This window comes from Paraburkholderia dioscoreae, from assembly GCF_902459535.1.
Classification (GTDB): Bacteria; Pseudomonadota; Gammaproteobacteria; order Burkholderiales; family Burkholderiaceae; genus Paraburkholderia; species Paraburkholderia dioscoreae.
In genome coordinates this window covers 815,937-838,662 of the sequence record NZ_LR699554.1, presented here as the reverse complement: position 1 = coordinate 838,662, position 22,726 = coordinate 815,937, and the positions used below count along the sequence as shown (strand labels likewise).

The 22,726-nt window shown below is 63.6% G+C and carries 21 protein-coding genes; 15 read left to right on the top strand and 6 right to left on the bottom strand.

The window, feature by feature from the left end:
- Positions 1 to 70 precede the first annotated feature (70 nt).
- Positions 71 to 511, bottom strand: a complete 441-nt coding sequence (locus tag PDMSB3_RS23915) for a hypothetical protein (RefSeq protein ID WP_007176484.1) — start codon at positions 509 to 511, stop codon at positions 71 to 73.
- A 152-nt stretch (positions 512 to 663) separates the two neighbouring features.
- On the opposite strand from PDMSB3_RS23915, the gene PDMSB3_RS23910 reads away from it, so the two are divergent.
- Entirely contained in the window at positions 664 to 861 is a 198-nt protein-coding gene (locus PDMSB3_RS23910; protein ID WP_165187966.1) for a heavy-metal-associated domain-containing protein, read from the top strand.
- Positions 862 to 984: 123 nt separating this feature from the next.
- Entirely contained in the window at positions 985 to 1,380 is a 396-nt protein-coding gene (gene copM, locus PDMSB3_RS23905; RefSeq protein ID WP_007176482.1) for a CopM family metallochaperone, read from the top strand.
- A 158-nt stretch (positions 1,381 to 1,538) separates the two neighbouring features.
- On the opposite strand, the gene prpF is transcribed toward copM, so the two are convergent.
- The 3 genes from prpF to prpC all read right to left on the bottom strand — a co-directional run bounded on the left by prpF (position 1,539) and on the right by prpC (position 6,929).
- Positions 1,539 to 2,726, bottom strand: coding sequence for a 2-methylaconitate cis-trans isomerase PrpF (gene prpF, locus PDMSB3_RS23900; RefSeq protein WP_165187964.1), 1,188 nt, complete (start codon positions 2,724 to 2,726; stop codon positions 1,539 to 1,541).
- A gap of 134 nt (positions 2,727 to 2,860) precedes the next feature.
- A complete protein-coding gene (acnD, locus tag PDMSB3_RS23895) occupies positions 2,861 to 5,458 on the bottom strand; it encodes a Fe/S-dependent 2-methylisocitrate dehydratase AcnD (RefSeq protein WP_007176480.1) in 2,598 nt (865 codons plus the stop codon).
- Between the two features lie 301 nt (positions 5,459 to 5,759).
- Positions 5,760 to 6,929, bottom strand: coding sequence for a bifunctional 2-methylcitrate synthase/citrate synthase (gene prpC / locus PDMSB3_RS23890; RefSeq protein WP_007176479.1), 1,170 nt, complete (start codon positions 6,927 to 6,929; stop codon positions 5,760 to 5,762).
- A 222-nt stretch (positions 6,930 to 7,151) separates the two neighbouring features.
- Between prpC and prpR the strand changes: the two genes are divergently transcribed.
- From prpR to PDMSB3_RS23875, 3 genes are all read left to right on the top strand, one after another.
- Positions 7,152 to 9,113 (top strand): propionate catabolism operon regulatory protein PrpR, encoded by a 1,962-nt coding sequence (gene prpR / locus PDMSB3_RS23885; RefSeq protein WP_165187962.1) that lies wholly within the window; start codon positions 7,152 to 7,154, stop codon positions 9,111 to 9,113.
- Between the two features lie 295 nt (positions 9,114 to 9,408).
- On the top strand, positions 9,409 to 10,767 hold the full coding sequence (locus tag PDMSB3_RS23880) for an MFS transporter (RefSeq protein WP_165187960.1): 1,359 nt from the start codon (positions 9,409 to 9,411) through the stop codon (positions 10,765 to 10,767).
- 139 nt (positions 10,768 to 10,906) lie between these two features.
- On the top strand, positions 10,907 to 11,233 hold the full coding sequence (locus PDMSB3_RS23875; RefSeq protein ID WP_007176476.1) for a hypothetical protein: 327 nt from the start codon (positions 10,907 to 10,909) through the stop codon (positions 11,231 to 11,233).
- 62 nt (positions 11,234 to 11,295) lie between these two features.
- Here PDMSB3_RS23875 and PDMSB3_RS23870 read toward each other — a convergent pair whose 3' ends face one another.
- On the bottom strand, positions 11,296 to 12,021 hold the full coding sequence (locus tag PDMSB3_RS23870; RefSeq protein ID WP_007176475.1) for a haloacid dehalogenase type II: 726 nt from the start codon (positions 12,019 to 12,021) through the stop codon (positions 11,296 to 11,298).
- A 333-nt stretch (positions 12,022 to 12,354) separates the two neighbouring features.
- Here PDMSB3_RS23870 and PDMSB3_RS23865 point away from each other — a divergent pair, with 333 nt between their 5' ends.
- The 10 genes from PDMSB3_RS23865 (at position 12,355) to PDMSB3_RS23820 (ending at position 21,843) form a co-directional block, all read left to right on the top strand.
- Positions 12,355 to 13,713: an MFS transporter gene (locus PDMSB3_RS23865; protein WP_007176474.1), complete on the top strand. Its 1,359-nt coding sequence runs from the start codon at positions 12,355 to 12,357 to the stop codon at positions 13,711 to 13,713.
- A 57-nt stretch (positions 13,714 to 13,770) separates the two neighbouring features.
- Positions 13,771 to 14,988 carry an acyl-CoA dehydrogenase family protein gene (locus PDMSB3_RS23860; protein WP_007176473.1) on the top strand — a complete coding sequence of 406 codons (1,218 nt, stop codon included), beginning with the start codon at positions 13,771 to 13,773 and terminating at the stop codon, positions 14,986 to 14,988.
- A 23-nt stretch (positions 14,989 to 15,011) separates the two neighbouring features.
- On the top strand, positions 15,012 to 15,563 hold the full coding sequence (locus tag PDMSB3_RS23855; protein WP_165187958.1) for a flavin reductase: 552 nt from the start codon (positions 15,012 to 15,014) through the stop codon (positions 15,561 to 15,563).
- A 2-nt stretch (positions 15,564 to 15,565) separates the two neighbouring features.
- Entirely contained in the window at positions 15,566 to 16,273 is a 708-nt protein-coding gene (locus PDMSB3_RS23850) for an EthD family reductase (protein ID WP_007176471.1), read from the top strand.
- Positions 16,274 to 16,301: 28 nt separating this feature from the next.
- Positions 16,302 to 17,252, top strand: coding sequence for a LysR family transcriptional regulator (locus tag PDMSB3_RS23845; protein ID WP_007176470.1), 951 nt, complete (start codon positions 16,302 to 16,304; stop codon positions 17,250 to 17,252).
- A 20-nt stretch (positions 17,253 to 17,272) separates the two neighbouring features.
- On the top strand, positions 17,273 to 18,172 hold the full coding sequence (locus PDMSB3_RS23840; protein WP_007176469.1) for a LysR family transcriptional regulator: 900 nt from the start codon (positions 17,273 to 17,275) through the stop codon (positions 18,170 to 18,172).
- Positions 18,173 to 18,296: 124 nt separating this feature from the next.
- A complete protein-coding gene (locus PDMSB3_RS23835) occupies positions 18,297 to 19,619 on the top strand; it encodes an MFS transporter (protein WP_007176468.1) in 1,323 nt (440 codons plus the stop codon).
- Between the two features lie 99 nt (positions 19,620 to 19,718).
- Positions 19,719 to 20,768: an amidohydrolase family protein gene (locus PDMSB3_RS23830; protein WP_007176467.1), complete on the top strand. Its 1,050-nt coding sequence runs from the start codon at positions 19,719 to 19,721 to the stop codon at positions 20,766 to 20,768.
- Positions 20,765 to 21,433, top strand: coding sequence for an RraA family protein (locus PDMSB3_RS23825; RefSeq protein WP_007176466.1), 669 nt, complete (start codon positions 20,765 to 20,767; stop codon positions 21,431 to 21,433). Before PDMSB3_RS23830 ends, PDMSB3_RS23825 begins: the two co-directional genes overlap by 4 nt.
- Positions 21,434 to 21,444: 11 nt before the next feature.
- Positions 21,445 to 21,843: a hypothetical protein gene (locus PDMSB3_RS23820; protein WP_007176465.1), complete on the top strand. Its 399-nt coding sequence runs from the start codon at positions 21,445 to 21,447 to the stop codon at positions 21,841 to 21,843.
- Positions 21,844 to 21,867: 24 nt separating this feature from the next.
- On the opposite strand, the gene PDMSB3_RS23815 is transcribed toward PDMSB3_RS23820, so the two are convergent.
- Complete coding sequence (locus PDMSB3_RS23815; protein ID WP_165187956.1) at positions 21,868 to 22,722, bottom strand: AraC family transcriptional regulator; 855 nt, start codon at positions 22,720 to 22,722, stop codon at positions 21,868 to 21,870.
- Positions 22,723 to 22,726 lie beyond the last annotated feature (4 nt).

Below are 22,726 nucleotides of genomic sequence, written 5' to 3'. Positions count from 1 at the left end.
CGTGCCGATGGACGACACACGGCCGCCATCGAGACGAAATGGAACACCGCAGCGCGGGGCTGCGAGAGAACTAGACGAGAGGAAGTCGGGGAGGACGTTCGACGCCGTCGGTCAGAAACGACGCGACGCGCACAGCGGGAGGCAGAGGAACAGCGAACTGAATGGCGCTAGCGGACAGAGAGGCCGCCGGCGTGATCGGCAACGCGCCGCCGAAACAGCAGGACGCGCAGGCGGAGCAAGCGTGCACGTGATGCTCGCTGCTGCCCGGGTTGTAATGCTGAAGGTGAGCACCGGCGATAGGGTCGGCTTGAGCGGCCTCCATCCCGGCATGGTCATGATGTTGAGCCATTGAACCGGCATGCTCGTGATGCGTGGGCGCCCCATCGCCCACGTAATGCGAAGACTCGCATTTCATGGAGAGGGCCGCGAACGACTGAACCGGAAGGCTCAGCGCAAGCAGCACGACGATGAAGAGTTTGCGCCAGCAGGACATGGGTACGAAGTCTAGCATGCGGTTCCGGGAAATCGTATGACCGGGACCACGCCGCGTGTGCCCGCTTTTAGTGCGGCGATACGGTTTCGACCTGCCCGCAAAAAGACGCTTGACCTTACCGCCGTGGGAAGGTTCACGCTTAAGCCATGACTTCTCATCGGAGGTAGGAAATGGAATTCACCGTCCCGGACATGTCGTGCGGCGGGTGCGCCAACGCCATCACACGTGCTGTCATGAGTCTCGACCCGGCTGCAAAGCTCGAAGTCGATCTCCCCGTTAAAATCGTCAAGGTCATGTCGACGCTGGCACCCGCGCAATTCATCGAGGCCATCGAAGCGGCGGGCTTTCATCCGTCGCTGAGAACCTGATCACCTGAAAGCCTGACCACCTGATAGGATCGCCGCCGGGAAGCGGAAGCGGGAGCACGCCGCCGTTTTCGCTTGCCTGCATCAGCGTCGTTCGAGACAACCTTTTCCCAATGGACATCCGCTATGAAAAACCTTCGCGCCTTTCGTGCCCTCTGTCTCGTCGGCGGCTTTGCGTTTGCTGTCGCTGCCGCGCCCGTCCACGCCCAGCAACCGGCGGCCATGCCCGGCATGGATATGTCCGGTTCGGCGGACGCCGGCACCGGCGAGTCGACGCAAGCGTTCAAGGCCGCCGACGACAAAATGATGCAGGACATGAGCGCCGACTACACGGGCGACGCCGACAAGGATTTTGTCGCGCACATGATTCCGCATCATCAGGGCGCGATTGAAATGGCGCAGGTCGAGTTGAAATACGGCAAGGATCCGGAGCTGAAGCGGCTGGCAAGGAACATCATCAAGGCACAGCACGAAGAAATCGCGTTTATGAAGGGATGGCAGGCGAAGCACGGGGTGAAGTGAGCGGGCGTGCCGCCCAGGTCCGATTTCCGCTACCTCGCCCCAGCACCTCCAAACCCGCTTTCCTTCCCGACTTCGTCCTTTCTGGACGAAATCGGGAGGTCCGCAAGCTCGCGTGCCGGCGAATCGTCGATATGATGCTGACGGCGCCGGCAAGCTCCTCACCTCTCCTGCGGCACCCGCACCCAGCCTTCCATCAACACCCGCGCGCTGCGGCTCATGATCGCCTTCGTGACCGTCCACTCTCCGCCGCTCTCGCTCGCCTCGGCGCCAACCCGCAAGGTTCCCGAAGGATGCCCGAAGCGCACCGACTTCTTCGCCCCGCCGCCCGCCGCGAGATTCACCAGCGTGCCCGAAATCGCCGCCGCCGTGCCGATCGCCACCGCGGCCGTGCCCATCATCGCGTGATGCAGTTTGCCCATCGACATCGCCCGCACCAGCAGATCGACGTCACCCGCGCTGATGCGCTTGCCGCTCGACGCCACATAGTCGGCCGGCTTCGCAACGAACGCGACCTTAGGCGTGTGCTGGCGCGTCGCGATCTCGTCGAGATGCTTGATCAGCCCCATGCGCAGCGCGCCGTGCGCGCGAATGGTTTCGAACATCGCCAGCGCTTTTTCGTCGCTATTGATGGCGTCCTGCAATTCCGTGCCCTTGTAGCCGATCGATTCCGCATCCACGAAAATGGTCGGAATACCCGCGTTGATCATGGTCGCCTTCAGCGTGCCGACACCCGGCACTTCGAGGTCGTCGACCAGGTTGCCGGTCGGAAACATCGAGCCGCCCGCGCCCTCTTCTTCCGCGGCCGGATCCATGAATTCGAGTTGCACTTCAGCGGCCGGAAACGTGACACCGTCGAGTTCGAAATCGCCGGTTTCCTGCACGGCGCCATTGGTCATCGGCACATGCCCGATGATCGTCTTGCCGATGTTCGCCTGCCAGATGCGCACGGTCGCCACGCCATCGCGCGGAATCCGGCTCGGGTCGACGAGACCCGCGCTGATCGCAAACGGTCCCACGGCGGCCGAAAGATTGCCGCAATTGCCGCTCCAGTCGACGAACGCCTTGTCGATCGACACCTGCCCGAACAGGTAATCCACGTCGTGATCGGGCCGGCCGCTTTTGGCGATGATCACCGTCTTGCTGGTGCTCGACGTCGCGCCGCCCATGCCGTCGATCTGCTTGCCGTACGGATCGGGGCTGCCGATCACACGCATCAACAGCGCATCGCGCGCGGCGCCCGGCACCTGAGCGGCCTCGGGCAAATCCTGCAAGCGGAAAAACACACCTTTGCTGGTGCCGCCGCGCATATAGGTGGCGGCAATCTTGATCTGAGGTTGGTGGGCCATGAAAGTCGTGTCCTGATGTGGGCGGACGGTCCCCAAGGGGACTTCCGGCAGAGGGCGTACGGCATGCCGCGCCGTATCGCCCTGTCCCGCGTTAAAACGTTCGCTGCTTCAAGCGATCTGAAAACCAGGCGGCCTCAAGCGGCCGCTTTCGTCGATTCGAGGAAGTCCTGCGCAAAACGTTGCAGCACACCGCCGGCTTCGTAGATCGAGACCTCTTCGGCAGTATCGAGCCGGCACGTGACCGGCACTTCCACGCGCTCGCCGTTCTTGCGATGAATCACCAGCGTGAGGTCCGTGCGCGGCTTGCGCTCGCCGATCACGTCGAAGGTTTCCGTGCCGTCGATACCGAGCGTGAGCCGGTTTACACCAGGCTTGAACTCCAGCGGCAGCACGCCCATGCCCACCAGATTCGTGCGGTGAATGCGCTCGAACCCTTCGGCGACGATCGCTTCCGTGCCGGCAAGACGCACGCCCTTCGCCGCCCAGTCACGCGACGAACCCTGGCCATAATCGGCCCCGGCAATCACGATCAACGGCTGCTTGCGCTCCATATAGGTTTCGATCGCTTCCCACATGCGCGTGACCTTGCCCTCGGGCTCGATGCGCGCCAGCGAACCCGCCTTCACCTTGCCGTCTTCGAGCACCATCTCGTTCTTCAGCGTGGGGTTCGCGAAGGTGGCGCGCTGTGCCGTCAGATGGTCGCCGCGGTGAGTCGCATAGGAATTGAAGTCTTCTTCCGGCAGGCCCATCTTCGCCAGATATTCGCCCGAGGCGCTGTTCGGCAAAATCGCGTTGGACGGCGACAGGTGATCGGTCGTGATGTTGTCGCCGAGCACGGCCAGCGGGCGCATGCCCTTGAGCGTGCGCTCACCCGCGAGCGCGCCTTCCCAATACGGCGGACGGCGAATGTACGTGCTCATGGGGCGCCAGTCGTAGAGCGGGCTGGCCTTCTCGCCCGTGTCGACCGTGACCGCGAACATCGGCTCGTACACCTTGCGGAATTGCTCCGGCTTCACGCTCGACGCCACGATCGCATCGATCTCCGCGTCCGACGGCCAGATGTCCTTCAGCGTGACGGCATGACCGTCGGCGTCGATACCGAGCACGTCTTTCTCGATGTCGAAGCGGATCGTGCCCGCAATCGCATAAGCCACCACCAGCGGCGGCGACGCGAGGAATGCCTGCTTGGCGTACGGATGAATGCGGCCGTCGAAGTTGCGGTTGCCCGACAGCACGGCGGTCGCATACAGATCGCGATCGACGATCTCTTTCTGGATCGCCGGGTCCAACGCACCGGACATGCCGTTGCACGACGTGCACGCATACGCGACCACGCCGAAGCCCAGTTGCTCCAGATCGTGCAACAGCCCGGCTTCTTCCAGATACAGCGTGACCGCCTTCGAGCCCGGCGCGAGCGAAGTCTTCGCCCACGGCTTGCGCGTCAGTCCGCGCCGGTTCGCGTTACGCGCCAGCAGACCGGCCGCGATCATGTTGCGCGGATTGTTGGTGTTCGTACAGCTCGTGATGGCGGCGATGATCACCGCACCGTCCGGCATCAGGCCAGGCTCGTTCTCCACCTTGCCGCTGATGCCGCGCGCCGCCAACTCCGACACCGGCAGACGGCGATGCGGATTGGACGGACCGGCCAGCGTGCGCACCACGGTGGAGAGGTCGAACTTCAGCACGCGTTCGTACTCCGCATGCTTGAGGCTGTCCGCCCACAGGCCGGTTTCCTTCGCGTAGGTTTCCACCAGTTTGACGAGCTCGTCGTCGCGGCCGGTGAGCTTGAGGTACTTGATGGTCTGTTCGTCGATATAGAACATCGCGGCCGTGGCGCCGAATTCAGGCGACATGTTGGCGATGGTCGCGCGGTCGCCGAGCGTGAGGTTGGCCGTGCCGGGGCCAAAGAATTCGAGGTACGCGCCGACCACTTTTTCCTTGCGCAGGAATTCGGTCAACGAGAGCACGACGTCGGTCGCCGTAATGCCTTCACCCGGCTTGCCCGTCAGTTCCACGCCGACGATATCCGGCAGGCGCATATACGACGCGCGGCCCAGCATCACGCTTTCCGCTTCGAGTCCGCCCACGCCGACGGCTATCACGCCGAGCGCGTCCACCATCGGCGTATGGGAATCGGTGCCGACCAGCGTATCGGGAAAAGCCACGCCGTCTTTCACCTGCACCACCGGGCTCATGCGCTCGAGATTGATCTGATGCAGGATGCCGTTACCCGGCGGAATCACGTCGACGTTCCTGAACGCGCGCTTGGTCCAGTTGATGAAGTCGAAGCGGTCTTCATTACGGCGGTCTTCGATCGCGCGGTTCTTCGCGAACGCATCCGGATCGAAGCCGCCGCACTCGACAGCGAGCGAATGGTCGACTACCAGTTGCGTCGGCACCACGGGGTTGACCATTGCCGGATCGCCGCCTTGCGCGGCAATCGCGTCGCGTAGACCGGCGAGGTCGACCAGAGCGGTCTGGCCGAGAATGTCATGACAGACCACGCGCGCCGGGAACCACGGGAAATCCAGTTCGCGCTTGCGTTCGATGATCTGCTTGAGCGACGCGACGAGCGTGACCGGGTCACAGCGGCGCACGAGATTCTCTGCCAGCACGCGCGACGTGTACGGCAGCTTGTCGTATGCGCCGGGCTGAATGGCTTCGATGGCGGCACGCGTGTCGAAGAAATCGAGCTGGGTGCCGGGAAGGCGTTTGCGGTTTGCGGTATTCATGGCGTAGGGGACAAAACAGTAATGATCCGGGGACGATGGCGGCGGCCGATCACAATCAGCTGCCCCTTTTTCTAGCGCTTCCCTGGCGGGCCGGTCAGGTACGTGTAGTTTAAGCTCGCGGCAGTGTGCCGGTTGGATTTGCCGGCGTTCACGTCGACGCGCCGCAAAAAACAGCCTTGGCTCGGGGTTCCAGCGAGCCAAGGCCCAATTTCATTGCGTCGCGCTCTCGAGACGCAATGAAGGAAAAGTACTTGCCCTGGCGCGTCGACCCTTTGCGCGCCGAACAGTACTCACGGCGTCGTCAAACACGCTTTGCGAGCGGCACGAACGGCAGATCGTCGGGCCCGGTGTAATTCGCGCTCGGACGGATGATCTTGTTGTCGATACGCTGCTCGATGATGTGCGCGCTCCAGCCCGCCGTACGCGCGATCACGAAGAGCGGCGTGAACATGGCGGTGGGCACGCCCATCATGTGATACGAGACCGCGCTGAACCAGTCCAGATTCGGGAACATCTTCTTCGCGTCCCACATCACCGACTCCAGCCGCTCGGCAATGCTGAACAGCTTGGTGTTGCCCGCTTCCTTCGAGAGCGTCTTCGCGACTTCCTTGATGACCTTGTTGCGCGGGTCCGAAATCGTGTACACCGGGTGGCCGAAGCCGATCACTACTTCCTTGTTCTCGACGCGGCGGCGGATGTCCGCTTCGGCTTCGTCAGCGTTCTGGTAGCGCGACTGGATCTCGAACGCGACTTCATTCGCGCCGCCGTGCTTCGGTCCGCGCAGCGCGCCGATCGCACCGGTGATCGCCGAATAGATGTCCGATCCCGTGCCCGCGATCACGCGGCCCGTGAAGGTCGACGCGTTGAATTCATGCTCGGCGTACAGGTTCAGCGACACGTGCATCGCGTCGACCCATGCGCTCGACGGCTCCACGCCGTGCAGCAGATGCAGGAAGTGGCCGCCGATCGAATCGTCGTCGGTTTCCACCTCGATGCGCTTGCCGTTGTGCGAGTAGTGATACCAGTACAGCAGCATCGAACCGAGCGAGGCCATCAGCTTGTCGGCGATGTCGCGCGCGCCCGGCAGGTTGTGATCGTCTTTTTCCGGCAGCACGGTGCCGAGCACCGACACGCCGGTGCGCATCACGTCCATCGGATGCGCGGCGGCCGGAATCCATTCGAGGGCGGCCTTGACGTTGGCGGGCAGGCCGCGCAGCGCCTTGAGCTTGGTTTTGTACGCGGTGAGTTCGGCTTGCGTCGGCAGCTTTTCGTGAACCAGCAGGTACGCGATCTCTTCGAATTCGCAGGCGCTGGCGATATCGAGAATGTCGTAGCCGCGGTAGTGCAGGTCGTTGCCGGTCTTGCCGACCGTACAAAGGGCCGTGTTGCCCGCCGTCACGCCCGACAGGGCGACGGATTTTTTCGGTTTGAACGCGCCCGTGTTCGGCGTGCTGTTATCTGCTTCGCTCATGACTGTCTCCAGATTCCAGATGTATGGGGGATGCTTCACCGGGCCTTAAAACGCAAAGAACGGGCCAGCCGCCCGAGTGCGCGCTAAGTGCCTGATTTAACAAAAGACTCCCGGCCTCGCCGGATCGCCATCGATTTCACAAGTGAAATGCTGATTTCAAATTAGAAATGGATGCGCGCATAATAGACGGACATTTCCAGCCCCGCCGCGAGCCGCCCCGCCTTGAGCACACCTCTTTTCGAAACCGCCCAGCGTCCCCGCATCTGGGCGCTCAGCATCAGCCGCCTGCGCGATCTGTTTTTCGATATCGCCGGCGAATATGTGGAACGCGCGGACCTGCGCATCGTCGCGCACGGTTTCGAAGACGCCGTGCGCGAAGTGGAAGCCGCGGGCGCGGGTCGTCCCGATGTCGTGATTGCCGGCGGCTCGAACGGCGCGTATCTGAAGACGCGCGTCTCAGTGCCAGTCGTGCTGATCGGCCCGACCGGTTTCGACGTGATGCACGCGCTCGCTCGCGCGCGCCGCGACGGCGCGAAGGTCGCACTCGTCACGCACGGCAACACGCCCGACGAAGTGCTGCGCTTCTCGGCAGCCTATGCACTCGACGTCACGTTCGCTTCCTATCAATCGGCGCAGGACGCGGAGAGCGTCGTGCTCGATCTGCGCGATCGCGGCATCGACGTGGTGGTCGGCCCCGGACTGGTCACGGATCTGGCCGCGAATGCCGGCATGGGCGCGGTGTTTCTCTACTCGCGCGCCTCGGTGCGCGCGGCTTTCGATACGGCGCTCGAAGTCGCCCAGGCCACACGGCGGGAAACGGTTCGGCGTCAACGGCTCGACAATCTGCTGCAGCATCTGCGCGACGGCGTCGTCGCGCTCGACGCGCAAGGGCGGGTCGAAGCGATGAACCAGCGCCTTGCGAGCGTGCTCGGCCTAGATGCGGCGAATGCGGTGGGCCGCGTGCTGCTCGAACTCGCGCCCGATCTCGCGGGCAGCCTGCCGGACGCGGACGGCGACACGTTCTGCACGGTACGCGGCGCGAGCTATGTCGTGCATCGCGGGCCGCTTGCCAGCACCGGCTCGGCGGCGGGCACCGTGCTGACGTTTCAGGAATCGCGCGCGGTGGAACGGCTCGACCGGACCTTGCGTTCGCGCCAGCGTGTGCAGCAGTTCAGCGCGCGTTACCGGCTCGCCGATATCGTCGGCGCGTCCGAATCGATCGAACGGGTGCGCACGCTCGTCAAACGCTATGCCCGCTCGGACGCCACCGTGTTGATCCTCGGCGAAAGCGGCACGGGCAAGGAGATGGTCGCGCAGAGCATGCATCAGCTGAGCGCGCGGCGCGACTTCGCGTTCGTCGCGATCAATTGCGGCGCGTTTCCCGAGGCGCTGCTGGAGAGCGAACTGTTCGGCTACGAGGAAGGCGCGTTCACCGGCGCGCGCAAGGGCGGCAAGGCGGGGCTGATCGAAGTGGCACATCGCGGCACGCTGTTTCTGGATGAAATCGGCGAGATGCCGCTGTCGTTGCAAAGCCGGCTTCTGCGCGTGCTGCAGGAGCGCGAAGTCGTGCGGCTCGGTTCGACCGAGCCCACGCGGGTCGACATTCGCGTGGTCGCGGCGACGCATCGCGCGTTGACCGAGGGCATCGAAGCAGGGAGCTTTCGCGCCGATCTCTACTACCGTCTCAACATTCTGAGCATCGCACTGCCGCCGCTGCGCGAGCGGCCGACCGATCTGCTGCCGCTCGCCGTCGAACTGCTGCTGCAAGCCGCGGCGCGTGAACCGAGGCTCGCCGCGCGTTTGCCCGACGCGGCCGCCGCCGAACACCTGCTCGCCGCACTCGATGAACCGTTCAGACGTTACGCGTGGCCCGGCAACGTGCGCGAATTGCAGAACGTGATCGAACGGATCGCCGTGGAACTCGCCGACGCGGACGCGGTTCCCGAAGACACTACGGAAGCCGCTTTCACACGCGACATGTTGCGCACGGTCGCGCCTGAAATCGTCGGGCCCCACGCGCGCGGCAGGAAAGCCGCGCTATCCCTGCGCGAGCGCAGCCGTCACGTGGAAGCTGACGAAATCCGCGCCGCGCTCGCCGCGCACGACGGCGACCGCGACGCGGTCTGTAAGGCGCTCGGCATCAGCAAGACGACGCTATGGCGGAAGCTGAACGCTACACAATAGGTAGGCAATAGGTAGGCGCTGCGCTTGCGGACCATACGCTCGCGCGCGAGAACACCGGCGGCGAATACTCGCGGGCAGGCGGCGTGAGGTTCGAGGGCATCCACGAGAGTGTCGGGTAATCCCGCGTTGACCCTTCGTTGTCGAATTACTTACAGTTCGATGTTTGTTCGAATAAAGAATCACGGTTCTACATACGAACAAACTAGAAACGGAAATCAAATGACGACCGGCTCGCCCGCGCAATGGCCGCTCGTTACGGCGGGCCTTTCCGTATTCCGCAGCCAGGAGACACATCATGAGTCGCAGTCACGCTGTGAACGTTCAGACCTTCATCAACGACCATCCGTTTTCGCCGTTCCAGTGGCTCGTCTTCTTCATGTGTTTCATCATTGTCCTGCTGGACGGTTTTGACACGGCCGCGATCGGCTTCATTGCGCCTTCGCTGATCGCCGAATGGGGCATCACAAGGCCGACACTCGCGCCTGTGCTGAGTGCGGCGCTGTTCGGTCTTGCCTGCGGCGCGCTCGGCTCGGGACCACTGTCCGACCGGCTCGGACGGCGCTCCATGCTGCTCGGCGCCGTGCTGCTGTTCGGCGTGGCGTGCCTCGGTTCGGCCTTCTCGAACAGCATCGAACAATTGACCGCGCTGCGCTTCATCACCGGTGTCGGTCTCGGCGCGGCCATGCCGAACGCCGTGACGATGATGGGCGAATACTGCCCGGATCGTCGCCGCGCGACGGTGATCAATCTGATGTTCTGCGGCTTTCCGCTGGGTGCCGCGTTCGGCGGATTTCTCGCGGCGTGGATGATTCCGCATTTCGGCTGGCGAAGCGTGCTGCTGCTCGGCGGCATTACTCCGCTGTTGCTTCTGGTCGTGCTGGTAATCCAGATGCCGGAGTCGGTGCGCTACATGGTGGCCAATAGCCAGCCGGTCGAACGGATTCGCGCGGCGCTCTCGCGCATTTCGGCCGAAGCCGCGCAAGCGGGCGCCTTCATCATGACCGAAACCGCGCCGCAAACCGGCGGCAAGGGCGTGGCCGTGGTGCTGTCGCGCTCGTACATCATCGGCTCGGTGATGCTGTGGGTTGCCTATTTCATGGGCCTCGTCATCTTCTACGCGTCGATCAACTGGATGCCGATCCTGCTGAAAGACGCAGGACTCACGCCGCAACGCGCGACGCTGATTTCCGCGCTGTTCCCGCTCGGCGGCGTGGGCGCGGTGCTGTGCGGCGTGCTGATGGACCGCTTCAACGCGAACCGGATCATTGCGGCCTGCTATGCGTTGACGGCCGTGAGCGTGTATTTCATCGGCCAGGCGGTAGGCAACGTGGGCGCGCTCGTGTTCATCGTATTCGTGGCCGGCGTGTTGATGAACACCGCGCAATCGTCGATGCCGGCGCTCGCCGCCGCGTTCTATCCGACCGAAGGCCGCGGCACGGGCGTGGCGTGGATGCTCGGCATTGGACGCTTCGGCGGCATTGCGGGTTCGTTCCTCGTGGCCGAACTTACGCGCCGCCATTTCACCTTCGCGGGCATCTTCGCGATGGTCGCGGCGGCGGGTCTGATTGCGTGCGTGGCGTTGCTGATCAAGCAGGCGGCACGGCCACATGTGGCGAACGTGAGCGCGTCGAAGACCGAGTCGTTTGGACATTGAACGCCCGAGCGGGCCGTGCGTGAAAAAACGCTGCACGTGAGTTCCCGATAAACTACGGCGTTGTCGACCCGTTCGGTTGCCGCGGTGGTGGATGCCAGCGCTTTCGCACCGTTGCTCATCTAACCACAGGATTCAGGGAATGAAACGCGTAGTTGTATCCGCGCTGCTTGCGGTGTGCCTCGCGCAACCGGCCGCTCGAGCCGTTGCGCAAACCGTCAGCGATCAGTGCTTTGCAATCGGCGATATCGCGGGTCAGGTGGCCTCGTGGCGCGCGCACAAAAAGACCCGGACACAAGCGCTCGATCAGGCGGCCCGCTATTACAAGGATGCGGCGGACCGTCAGGCGGTCAACGCCATCATCGAAAAGATCTACAGCCCGGACGCGCCGCACATGACGCCGGATCAGGCCAGCATGGCGTTCACGTCGGACTGCGTGAAGCATAAAGCACAGGCACCCACGCAGTAGCGCCCGCATCAACCACCGCTCGCGAGAACCGGTGCGCCGCAGCGCTGATTCCGGCTCGCTCGCTACTTGGGCTGCAAAGCCTGCTGATGCGCTTTCACCAGTTCGGCCATGCTATTGAAGCGGAAATCGACTTTCGGCTGCGAACCCGGATCCATCGTCGCGCCGAAGCCCTGCTTCGCGTGCCGCCGATAAATCCAGCACGACGCCAGGCCGAACGCGTTCGCCGGCTGGTGGTCGTGGAACAGGCTCTCGGCCGTGTGCAGAATCTTCTCTTTGGCCACGCCCCGTTCGCCCAGCTTTTCCAGCATGTACTCGAAATTGCGCGGCGACGGCTTGTATGAACCGACATCTTCGGCCGTGAAGATCGCGTCGAATTCGACCTGCAATTTCGCGTTGCTATAAGCAAAGCTTTCATTGTCGACGTTCGACAGAATCACGAGCTTGTAATGCCGCTTCAGGTATTGCAACGCCGCGGCCGAATCGTCGAACGCCGGCCAGTTCTGAATGAACTTGCCGTACGCCACGCAATCGGCGAGCGTGTACGGCACCTGCCACTCCTCCGCGAGACGCTTGTAGACGATCGGCAGCAGTTCCCGATAACGCCGCGCAGGCGTGTACTTCTGCTGCGACGATTCATGCCGTGCGTGCGCTTCGAGCACCTGGTCACGCGTGAGGGGCGGTTCGACACGTGCGAGGAGCGGCCGCAAACCTTCGAAAATGCCGGTTTCCCAGTCGATCAACGTCCCGTAGCAGTCGAAGGTCAGCGTATCGAAGTCGGTCAGTTGCATTCCAGTTCCCTCCGTGATTCGCAGGATAAGACCACACAGTGTAGTGGCATGGCCTGCGCATGGCCAAATCTCAGTTGCCCGAACGAAAGCCCACAGCATTGGCGTTCCGAAGAAACGCAACCGCCGCCGTCGCCCCGATAGCCCCGATAGCCCTAGCGAAATAGCGTAACCGTCATGCATACGATTCATGACGGCCATTTTTGGCCCGAATTTGACCGCGTTTTTTCACGGTCCTATCGTTCGACATGCCTGCCGGGCTCGTCTCGCCGCTCCAGCCGAACAACGAACATGGCGAGAACGCGCGACCCTCCACATCGTGACCCTCCACCTGCCATGAACTCTGACGCGACAGCCGCTCTGACACCCCTGCCCGCAATCCGGCCCACTAGCAAGGTTCGTCGCGCAGTGACGACCGCCGTGCTCGGTCAGGTGCTCGAATGGTACGATTTTTTTCTCTACGGCACCGCCGCCGCGCTCGTGTTCGGCAAGCTGTTCTTTCCGGTGGGCAGCGATCCGTTGACCGGCACGATCGCGGCATTCGGCGGCTTTACGGTGGGCTTCATCGCGCGGCCCATCGGCGGCGTGTTGTGCGGCCATATCGGCGACCGCTACGGCCGCAAGACGGTCATGATGCTGACGCTGCTCGTCATGGGCACGGCCACCGTCTGCATGGGCCTTCTGCCGACCTATCAGCAAATCGGCCTCGCGGCGCCCGTCATGCTGGTGCTGCTGCGCATTCTGCAAGGCCTCGCCGCCGGCGGCGAATGGAGCGGCAGCATCCTGCTGATCCACGAAAACGCGCCGGCCGCGAGACGCGGCGCCCTTGCGGCCTGGAGTCCGTGCGGCGCGGCGTTCGGCTTCGTGCTGTCCACCGCCGCGTTTCTTCTCGTGCAAACGCTCTCGCCCGCCGACTTTCACAGCTGGGGCTGGCGCGTGCCGTTCCTCTGCAGCGCCGTGCTGGTCGCGCTCGGCCTGTGGATGCGCCGCTCCGTCGACGAAAGCGCGGAGTTCGCCGAAGTCAAGGCCACGCACCGCGACGCCCGCATGCCGATCGTCGAAGTGCTGCGCCAATGCCCGCGTCAGGTGTTGACGGTGTTCGGCCTGCGCTTCGGTGAAGGCGCCGCCTCGTACATCTTCTTCGCCTTCTCGATTGCGTATGGCCAGTTCATCGGCCTCAAATCGAGCTGGATGCTCGGCGGTCTGACCGTGTCGATGCTGCTGATGATCCCCGTGTCCCTGTTGATGGGGCGCCTCACGGACCGGATCGGCCGCAAGCCGGTCTATCTCGTCGGTGCGGTGGCGATGGTGCTGGTCGCCTACCCGTATTTCGCGTTGCTCGGCTCCGGCGTGCTGTGGAAAGTCATTACGGCGCTCGTACTCGCCAACAGCATCACGCTCGGCATTCTCGAAGGCGCACAGCCTGCTTTCATCAGCGAGTTGCTGCCTGTGCATCTGCGTTTCTCAGGGCTCGGTATCGGCCGCGAGATTTCGTCGGTACTCGGCGGCGGACTCTCGCCGATGGTGGCGACCGCGCTGCTCGCGCATTACCGCAGCGCCGCGCCGGTGGCTATTTATCTCGTCGTACTCGGTTTGATCACGGTACTCGCCACCTGTTTCGCACCGGAGACCTTTCCCAAAGCACTGCGGCTTCAGGCCAGGACCAAAGAGCACGCCGGGCAGGAAAGCGTCTGACGCCCCGTCGACACCGCTTCGTTCGAACTCATTCACTCCAATTCTCAAGCCGTCACCATGCAAAGCCTTCCGATGAGCAGTCATTCGACCTACGCCTACGAGCCTCATGCAATCGGTCACACGGACTCGTATCCCGACTACGCGGGCCCGATCACGCTCGATGCGCTGATCGGCGAGATCGAACGCCGCCGCGACGAGTTCGATCAACTCTCGCATGTGCCGCGCGACATGATCGCGAAGATGAAGCGCGCGGGCATCTTTCGCGCAAGCACGCCGCAACGTTTCGGCGGCGACGCGCTGCCGCCCGCGCAATTCCTGCGGATACTCGAACGCATTGCGCTCGCCGACGGCTCCGCAGCCTGGGTCGCCGCGTTCGGCTCGGCGAACACCTATCTCGCCGCGCTGCCGATCGAAACACAACAGCAGATCTACGCCACCGGCCCCGATCAGGTTTTCTCGGGTGGCCTCTATCCGCTGCAACCCGCGAACCCGGCGCCGGGCGGCTTCCTGGTCAGCGGGCAATGGCGCTTCGCGAGCGGCTGCAAAGGCGCCGACTGGATCGGCGTCGGCATTGGCGGCACGCCCGCCAACGCCGGCGGAGCGGCTGCGGGCAAGCCGTTTACCGCGGTGCTCCCCGCGCATGAGGTCGAGATCGTCGAAAACTGGAACGTAGTCGGCATGCAGGGAACCGGCAGCCACGATCTGCGGCTGCGTGAAAAATTCGTCGATGCACAATGGACCTTCGTACGCGGCGGCGCGGCGCTGATCGACGAACCGCTCTACCGCTACCCGGCTATCGCCTATCAGGCCCAGGTGCACGCCGCCGTGAATATCGGTCTCGCGCGAGCGGCACTCGATCTGCTCACGGGCATGTCCGGCTCGACCAAAACCACGACCGGCGCACCGCGCCTCGCCGATCGCGGCTATTACCGCTCGGGCCTCGCGAAAGCGGAGGCCAGTTGGCGCAGCGCCCGCGCGTTCTTCTACGAATCGGCCGAAACCGCGTGGCAGACGATTATCGACGGCGATGCCGTCTCGCAGGAGCAGGCCAATCTGTTGCGCCTCAGCGCGACACACGCCGCGCAGGTCGGCGCCGAAGTGGTGATGCAGGCCTATCAGATGGCGGGCATCGCTGCGATCTATCGCGAGAGCCGGCTGCAGCGTCTCGTGCGCGATTCGATCGTCGTGACGCAGCATGCGTTTCTGGGCGAAGGCACCTATGACGCGTCCGGCGCGTTGTTCGCCGGCGTGCCGCCGGTCACGCCTTTTCCGTAAGGTAGCACGCCCCGCCTCGCGCAATGCAGAAGGAAAACAACGTGACGATCGAAGACACCAGAAAACGTTTCCGCGACGCGACGGCGTGCCTGCCGGCCGCCGTCAACATCATCACCACGGATGGCCCCGGCGGCCGCTGCGGCATCACCGCAAGCGCGGTGTGCTCGGTAACGGACGCGCCTCCCACCATGCTCGTCTGTATCAATCAGGCCAGCTACGTGCATGACGTACTGCATCGCAACCGCAGCGTGTGCATCAATGTGCTTGCCGCGGAGTGCCAGGAGCTCGCGCGCGATTTTGCCGGCATGACAGCGTGCTCGATGGACGAGCGCTTCGGGCGCCACGCATGGACGGCAGGCGCGTCGTCGGCGCCGGTGCTGGAAGATGCGATCGTCAGTCTCGAAGGCGAGATCGTCGACATCAAGCAGGTCGGCTCGCACTCGGTCATGTTCGCGCAGATCCGCCACATCGCGTTGCGCCCGGATGGCGACGGTCTCATCTATTTCGGGCGGCAGTTTCATCGCCTGATACGGCCGCAGGCTACAGCGCCGCTTGCCGCGCAAGCATCGAGGTGAGCGTGGAAGTCTGCCTCTTTCTGATTGGCCACGGTGCGCCTGCGAGTGAGGCGAGGTCTACCGACCTGTCGCGATTCGAAGCGGCATCGCAAGGCATTGAGGGATTGCGCCGTTTTGCGATCCACGTGCCTGCGCAAGCGGACGACTGCGATCCTTTGTCGAAGACCGACGCCTCCGCATGCCCCCGCTGCGTGCTGCAATGGTATTTCGACGACCTCGAACTGCTCGAACAAACGCTGCAACCAGGGCACGCGATGCACGACCTGGCAGACGGTTCGTCGAACAACGGTCTCACCTTCACGCAGCAGGTCATGGCGGTCAGGACGTTCGCCACCCCGGATCCGGCCGGCCCTGGCACCCGCGCCGAACGCTGCACGTACCTCGTCAGCTATGAAGGCGAAGCGCAGGACTTCAACGCGTGGCTCACGCATTACCTCGCGCATCACTCCCCGCTGATGGCGCAATTGCCCGGCATTCGCGAGCTCGAAATCTACACGCGGCTCGATTACCGGTCAGGTCTGCGCATCGGGCGCGCCACGGCCATGCAACGCAACAAGGTCGTCTTCGACGATCCTGCGGCGCTGGCCGCTGCGCTCGCGTCGCCCATTCGCGCCAGCATGAAGCAGGACTTCATCGCCTTTCCGCCGTACAACGGCGCGACACTGCATTTCCCTATGCGTAGCATTTACGGTAATCTGAAACCCAAATAAACGCCCTCCCTCGCCGCGATCGAACCTCATGAGCAAGTCGCACCCCGGCATTACGGACTTGAACCTGCTGCGTGTGTTTCTGGCCATCTCCGATCTGCGCAGCCTGACCGCCGCCGGGGAGCGTCTTGGACTCACGCAACCTGCGGTCAGCCATGCGTTGCGCCGGCTGCGGGCCTTGTTCGACGACCCGCTCTTCGTGCGAACGCCCACCGGCATGGTTCCCACCGACGCCGCGTTGCGCCTGCACGCGCCGCTTACGCAGGCGTTCAGCATCATCAATGTCGCGGTCCAGCAAATCGCGAGGTTCGACCCCGCCACGGCACAACGCGTGTTTCGTGTGTCCATGTCGGATATGTCGGAGTTCTATTTCCTGCCGCCGCTTCTTTCAATGCTCGACCGCAACGCACGCGGCATTCGCCTGGAAATCGCGAATGTCTCCGTCGACTCGGTGAGCTCGGCCATGCGCAGCGGCGAGATCGATCTCGCGCTCGGCTATGTGCCCGGTCTCGATCCCGGTTGCGTGAGCAAGACGCTCTTCGTCGACGAACATGTTTGCGTGGTGCGCGCCGGCCACCCGCTGCGCAAGCAGAAGCCTACCAAGGAGGATCTCGCGAACCTGCGTTACGTCTATGCGAGCACCAACGCAACCGGCCACCGGATGGTCGAACAGTGGCTGGAGGAACTCAATCTGCGCCGTGATATCGTGCTGCGCCTGCCGCATTTCGTGGTGGCGCCGGAGATCGTTCAGCATACCGACCTCGCGGTGATTTTCCCGCGAAGTATCGCGCAGCGCTTCAACCGCAATAAGGCCTTTCGCATTCTGCCTTTGCCGTTCGCGCTGCCGCCCATTGAAATCCAGGTTCACTCGCACTCGCAATTTTCGGCGGACCCGGGCATTGCCTGGCTGCTCGAAGCGATCTACGACATGTTCCATCAACCCACGGTTAGCGCGGAAACGGCCGGCCCCGTACTGCGATAGGCACGGACGAAAGAACCCATATGAACCTCAGGGCCCTGCAGTGTTTCGTGATTCTCGCGGAGGAACTCAATTTCAGCCGCGCCGCCGAGCGCCTGCATATCGCACAGCCCGCGCTGAGCCAGCAGATCCGTTCGCTCGAAGAGCGACTAGGCACGCAGCTGGTCGATCGGGCAAGACGCCCGCTGAGCCTCACCGAGGCCGGCCACTATCTGTGCAGCGAGGCGCGCCAGATACTCGGCACGCTGGAGCAGATGACGGTCGTCGCGCAGGAAATAGGCATTGGCCGGCGTGGCTGGCTGAGCATCGGCTTCACACGTTCGTCGATGTACAGCGTGCTGCCACCGGCGCTCAAAGCGTTTCACGAGGCGTTTCCGCAGGTCGAGCTCAAGCTCTTCGAAATGCTGACCGAAGAACAGACCGACGCGCTGCGCGACATGCGCATTCACATCGGCATTGGCCGGCAACCGCTGGCGGTTGAAGGCTGCACGTCGTATCCACTGCTGAGCGAGTGCGTCATGGCCGCGCTCGAACCCGGCCACCCGCTTGCCGCACACAAGAAGGTGCGCATTGCCGATCTCGCCGATACCCCGTTGATTCTTTATCCGAAGCATCAGAACGCGCAGTTCAAACGCTCGGTGCTGTCGCTCTACCGCGATGCGGGCATCACCCCGGTCGTCGCGCACGAAGCATATGAAATCCAGACCGCGATTGCATTGGTGGCCGCGGGCCTGGGCGTGACGTTCATCGGCGAATCGGTGGCGCGGCACGGGCGCACCGACGTGGCTTTCCGCCATCTCACCGGACCGGGCTCGTCGTATCGCTCCACACTCGCGGCCACCTTCCGCACCGACGACCCGTCGCCTCATCTGCGGGCGTTTCTGGCTTGTCTCCCCGCGCCGCTGCCGAACGCCACACTATAAGCAAAAAATTATAGAAGCATAAGCAAGCGGTCTTGGACTCCCTGCGCGCACGTTCTTATCATTGACCCACACATGATTAGAACGCGGCCACGGCTACGGCCGTCGCAGCAAGGTAGGAGACAGGATGACCGCGATCAACGAAGCCGTAACCATGCGAAAAGTCTACGGGCGCCTGATGCCCCTGCTCTTCGCGATGATGTTCTTCAACTATCTCGACCGGATCAATATCGGTTTCGCCGCGCTGGACATGAACAAACAGCTCGGTTTCAGTCCGGCCGTGTTCGGCTTCGCGGGCAGCATCTTCTTTGTCGGCTACATGGTACTGGAAGTGCCGAGCAACCTGTTGTTGCATCGCGTCGGCGCACGCCGCTGGATCGCACGCATACTGCTCACGTGGGGCGCGGTCGCCGCCGTCACGGCGTTCGTATTCAACGATTCGAGCTTCTACGTGCTGCGCTTTCTGCTCGGCGTCATGGAAGCGGGTTTTCTGCCGGGCGTCGCGGTCTATCTGACGAAATGGTTTCCCGTACGCTACCGCGCGCGTGCGGTGGGCGGCTATATCATTGCCGGTTCGTTTTCGGCAGTGCTGGGCGGTCCCATTTCCACCGCGTTGATGACCTACGCGAACGGCATTCTCGGCTTGCAGGGCTGGCAATGGATGTTCATCCTCGAAGGCGTGCCGGCCATGCTGCTCGGTCTGCTGACGCTGCGCATCATGACCGAGCGTCCCGCCGACGCCGACTGGCTGTCCGGCGACGAAAAGCGCTGGCTCGAATCGACGCTCGCCGCCGAGCGCGAAGCGGTGGGCGGTAACGCGCATTTTCCGCTGCTGCGCGTGGCGGGCGACATCCGCGTATGGAGTCTTGCCTGCCTGTTCGGTTGTGCGCTGGTCGGCATTTATGGCCTCTTTCTGTGGCTGCCGCAGATCGTCAAGAGTCTCGGCCACCTGACCAATCTCGAAGTCGGCTTTCTGTCAGCCGCGCCGCCTTTGCTAGGCGTGCTGGGCACGTTCCTGATCAGCCGCAGTTCCGATCGCACCGGCGATCGCAAGAAGCACCTCGCATTCGTGTACGGCATGAGCGCGCTGGCCATTGCCGGCAGCGCGTACGCGCCGAACCCCGTGATCGCTTATGCGCTGCTGTGCGTGACCGGTTTGTTCATCTATGCGGGCAATCCGCTGTTCTGGAGCCTCGCGTCCTCATTCAGAACCGGCGCGGCAGGCGCCGCGACGATCGCGCTGATCAACACCATCGCGCAATTCGGCGGCCTGGTCGGCCCGTGGAGCATCGGTCTCGTGCGCAATGCCACCGGCAACTTCAAGCTGGCCTTGCTGACGATCGCAGCCTTTCTGGTCGTCGCGACGATCATCGCGCTGGTCATGCGAGTCACGCCCGCGGAGGACGAAGCGCGCTCCCTCGCCACCGGCGACGCCGCTCCGCGCGCCTGAGAAACGGCGCGACCGGACAGACAGGTTGAAACGACAGCGGACTGAATCCGCGCGTGCATCACATGCACGCGCAACGGCAACTTACAGGATTTGCACACCATGATCATCGATTGCCACGGTCACTACACGACCGCACCACCCGCGCACGAAGCCTGGCGCGATCAGCAGATCGCCGCGCTCAGGGACGGCGGCACGCCACCACCCCGCCCTGTCATTAGAGACGACGAGATTCGCGAGAGCATCGAAACCGGCCAGTTGCGGATTCAGCGCGAACGTGGGACCGACCTCACGATTTTCTCGCCGCGCGCGGCCGGCATGGGCCATCACCTTGCCACCGCCGAAGCCAACGCACGCTGGTCGAGCGAATGCAACGACCTCGTGCACCGCGTGTGCGGCCTTTTTCCGCGCAACTTCGTCGGCGTGTGCCAGTTGCCGCAGGCGCCCGGCGTGCCGCCTGCGAACTGCATCGCCGAATTGCGGCGCTGTGTCGAAGAGCTCGGTTTTATCGGCTGCAATCTGAATCCGGATCCGTCGGGCGGCCACTGGTCCGGCTTGCCGCTCACGGACCGCTCCTGGTATCCGCTCTATGAAGCGATGGTGGAGCTCGACGTGCCGGCGATGATCCACGTCTCCTCGTCGTGCAATCCGAATTTCCATGCGACGGGCGCGCATTACATCAACGGCGACACGTCGGCGTTCATGCAGTTGCTGCAGGGCGATCTGTTCGCCGACTTTCCCACGCTGCGCTTCGTCATTCCTCATGGCGGCGGCGCCGTGCCGTACCACTGGGGGCGCTATCGTGGACTCGCGCAGGACATGAAGCGCCCGTTGCTTACCGAATACCTGCTGAACAACGTGTTCTTCGACACCTGCGTCTATCACCAGCCCGGCACCGAACTGCTCGCCAAGGTCATTCCGGTCGGCAACATCCTGTTCGCGTCGGAAACCATCGGCGCGGTGCAGGGCATCGATCCGGAGACCGGCCACTATTACGACGACACGCGCCGCTATATCGACGCCATCGAATGGCTCAGCGACGCGGACCGCCAGCGTATCTACGAAGACAACGCGCGCGCCGTGTATGCGCGGCTCTCGCGGCAAATCGATCGACAACTCGCTACACCGGCAACTCAAGGGGCAACGGTATGAATCCAATCGGATGGCGCGAATACGAGTCCGCGCCGCAGGCCAACCCGGCCACACTCGAAGCATTGCGTGAACTCGCGGTCTCGCTGCTGAGCGACAACATGGCGCGCGCGAGCGGCATGGTGGGCTTGCGGCCCTATCATCAGCCAAGAGCGATGGCCGGCACCGCCGTCACGGTTCACACGCGGCCGGGCGACAACCTCGCGATTCATCGCGCGTTCGACTTTTGCCGGCCCGGCGACGTGCTCGTGATCGACGGCGCGGGCGAACTCACACAGGCGCTGATGGGCGAGATCATGGCCAGCTTCGCGGAAAGTCTCGGCGTGCAGGGTCTCGTGATCGACGGCGCGATACGCGATGTCGGCGCGCTGCGCCAGCGCGATTTTCCAGTGTACGCGCGCGGTGTGACGCATCGTGGCCCGTACAAGAACGGACCGGGGGAAATCAACGTGCCGGTCACGGTCGGCGGCACGGTGGTGCATCCTGGCGATATCATTGTCGGCGACGAAGACGGCCTGCTCGCCATCGCCCCGGCCGACGTGGAAGCGGTGATCGCGGGCGCGCGTCGCCAGCATGCGAAAGAAACGGCGGCGTTAAAGTCGATTGCCGACGGCAGGTTCGACCGCTCATGGGTCGTTCCGCACCGGCAACGGATGATGAACAACTGATCGCGGACCTCATGGCGCAATACCTGAACACGGCAACTTTCCTCGAACTCGCGCGCGCTGCGCAGACGCGCGCCGCCGCGCCCTGCTCGTGCACGAAAACACCGCTGGAAGGCTGGCAATCGCAACCTCTGTCGCTCGATGAAACGCAGTTCGAGGAAATCGGCACGTTGTTGCGGGAGGACGATCCGGAGCCGACGTTCAGCGAGTATCTGCCGGGTAAGACCACTTACTGGGCAGCGGACGCGCCTATCGCACCGAGATACTTTCCGTATAACCGGTGCGCCGTGTGGCAATGCTCGTTGTGCGGGCGGCTTTATCTGCGTTACGTGGAAGGCGGCGGGTATTTCGTCGACCGACGGATTCGCGCGGTCCAGGCGGCGTTGATCGAAGACGTGCCTTTAGAAGCGTGATGGTGGGGGCAAACCTCGCGCCACCTAATGCCCCGGCTTCAACGCCGCATACGTGCCTGGCGTAATGCCATACGCGCGCTTGAACAGGCGGTTGAGATGGCTTTGATCGTAGAACCCCACAGCCGCGGCGGCCGTCGCCGCATTGTGGCCCGCCGCGAGCATCCGCTTCGCCGCCAGCAACCGCACCTGCGTCGCGTACGCGTGCGGCGGCAAGCCGAACGCCTTGCAGAAGGCGCGCGTGAGGTAATAGCGGCTCAGGCCGACCAGTTCCGCCAGTTCGTCGACGGAGATATCCCGCTCGTAATTGGCGGCGACGTACTCGCGCACCTGCTCCATCTTGCGTGCCTCGCGCCGCGGTTCGACCGGCTCCTCGCCTGAACGCCCATAGCGCCCGACCAGCATGCCCATCGCGGCCCACCAGTTCGCCTGACGCTCCATCAGCGAGACGGAGCCCTGTTCATCCAGGCTGGCATGCGCCTTGACCAGCAGGCCCGCGAGGTGCGGGTCCTGGTAGAGCCCCGGCGGAATCAGCAGCGGCTTGTCGGCGCGTGCGTCGGGAGAGAAGACCGCGCTGAGCGCGCCAAGACCTTCCATGTCCAGATAGATGGCGCGATAAATCCATTCGCGGCCTTCCCAGACCTCACCGCTATGGTATTCGCCGGGCCCGAAAACCAGCACGCTGCCGGGTCCGGCAATCTCGCTGCCGGCGCGTGTATGACATTGGCCCGCGCCGGCCTCCGTCATGACAATGACGAGTTCGTCGTGCAGATGCCGGTCGAACTTGTGATTGCCGTAACGGGCGCTCGCGAGACACGCGCCGTCCAACGCGCCGTCGCGCCAGCACACCACTTCCGGCTCGCATTTATCCGATGTCTCCATAGTT

Bases quoted from the DNA above. Each gene is read 5' to 3' on its own strand.
- PDMSB3_RS23840 (WP_007176469.1), top strand. From the start codon at position 17,273: ATGAACCTCAGGGCCCTGCAGTGTTTCGTGATTCTCGCGGAGGAACTC.
- PDMSB3_RS23820 (WP_007176465.1), top strand. From the start codon at position 21,445: ATGGCGCAATACCTGAACACGGCAACTTTCCTCGAACTCGCGCGCGCT.
- prpC (WP_007176479.1), bottom strand. From the start codon at position 6,929: ATGAGCGAAGCAGATAACAGCACGCCGAACACGGGCGCGTTCAAACCG.
- PDMSB3_RS23815 (WP_165187956.1), bottom strand. From the start codon at position 22,722: ATGGAGACATCGGATAAATGCGAGCCGGAAGTGGTGTGCTGGCGCGAC.
- PDMSB3_RS23875 (WP_007176476.1), top strand. From the start codon at position 10,907: ATGAAACGCGTAGTTGTATCCGCGCTGCTTGCGGTGTGCCTCGCGCAA.
- PDMSB3_RS23830 (WP_007176467.1), top strand. From the start codon at position 19,719: ATGATCATCGATTGCCACGGTCACTACACGACCGCACCACCCGCGCAC.
- PDMSB3_RS23880 (WP_165187960.1), top strand. From the start codon at position 9,409: ATGAGTCGCAGTCACGCTGTGAACGTTCAGACCTTCATCAACGACCAT.
- PDMSB3_RS23865 (WP_007176474.1), top strand. From the start codon at position 12,355: ATGAACTCTGACGCGACAGCCGCTCTGACACCCCTGCCCGCAATCCGG.
- PDMSB3_RS23855 (WP_165187958.1), top strand. From the start codon at position 15,012: ATGCAGAAGGAAAACAACGTGACGATCGAAGACACCAGAAAACGTTTC.
- PDMSB3_RS23910 (WP_165187966.1), top strand. From the start codon at position 664: ATGGAATTCACCGTCCCGGACATGTCGTGCGGCGGGTGCGCCAACGCC.
- PDMSB3_RS23835 (WP_007176468.1), top strand. From the start codon at position 18,297: ATGACCGCGATCAACGAAGCCGTAACCATGCGAAAAGTCTACGGGCGC.
- acnD (WP_007176480.1), bottom strand. From the start codon at position 5,458: ATGAATACCGCAAACCGCAAACGCCTTCCCGGCACCCAGCTCGATTTC.
- PDMSB3_RS23870 (WP_007176475.1), bottom strand. From the start codon at position 12,021: ATGCAACTGACCGACTTCGATACGCTGACCTTCGACTGCTACGGGACG.
- PDMSB3_RS23915 (WP_007176484.1), bottom strand. From the start codon at position 511: ATGCTAGACTTCGTACCCATGTCCTGCTGGCGCAAACTCTTCATCGTC.
- prpF (WP_165187964.1), bottom strand. From the start codon at position 2,726: ATGGCCCACCAACCTCAGATCAAGATTGCCGCCACCTATATGCGCGGC.
- PDMSB3_RS23860 (WP_007176473.1), top strand. From the start codon at position 13,771: ATGCAAAGCCTTCCGATGAGCAGTCATTCGACCTACGCCTACGAGCCT.
- copM (WP_007176482.1), top strand. From the start codon at position 985: ATGAAAAACCTTCGCGCCTTTCGTGCCCTCTGTCTCGTCGGCGGCTTT.
- PDMSB3_RS23825 (WP_007176466.1), top strand. From the start codon at position 20,765: ATGAATCCAATCGGATGGCGCGAATACGAGTCCGCGCCGCAGGCCAAC.
- PDMSB3_RS23845 (WP_007176470.1), top strand. From the start codon at position 16,302: ATGAGCAAGTCGCACCCCGGCATTACGGACTTGAACCTGCTGCGTGTG.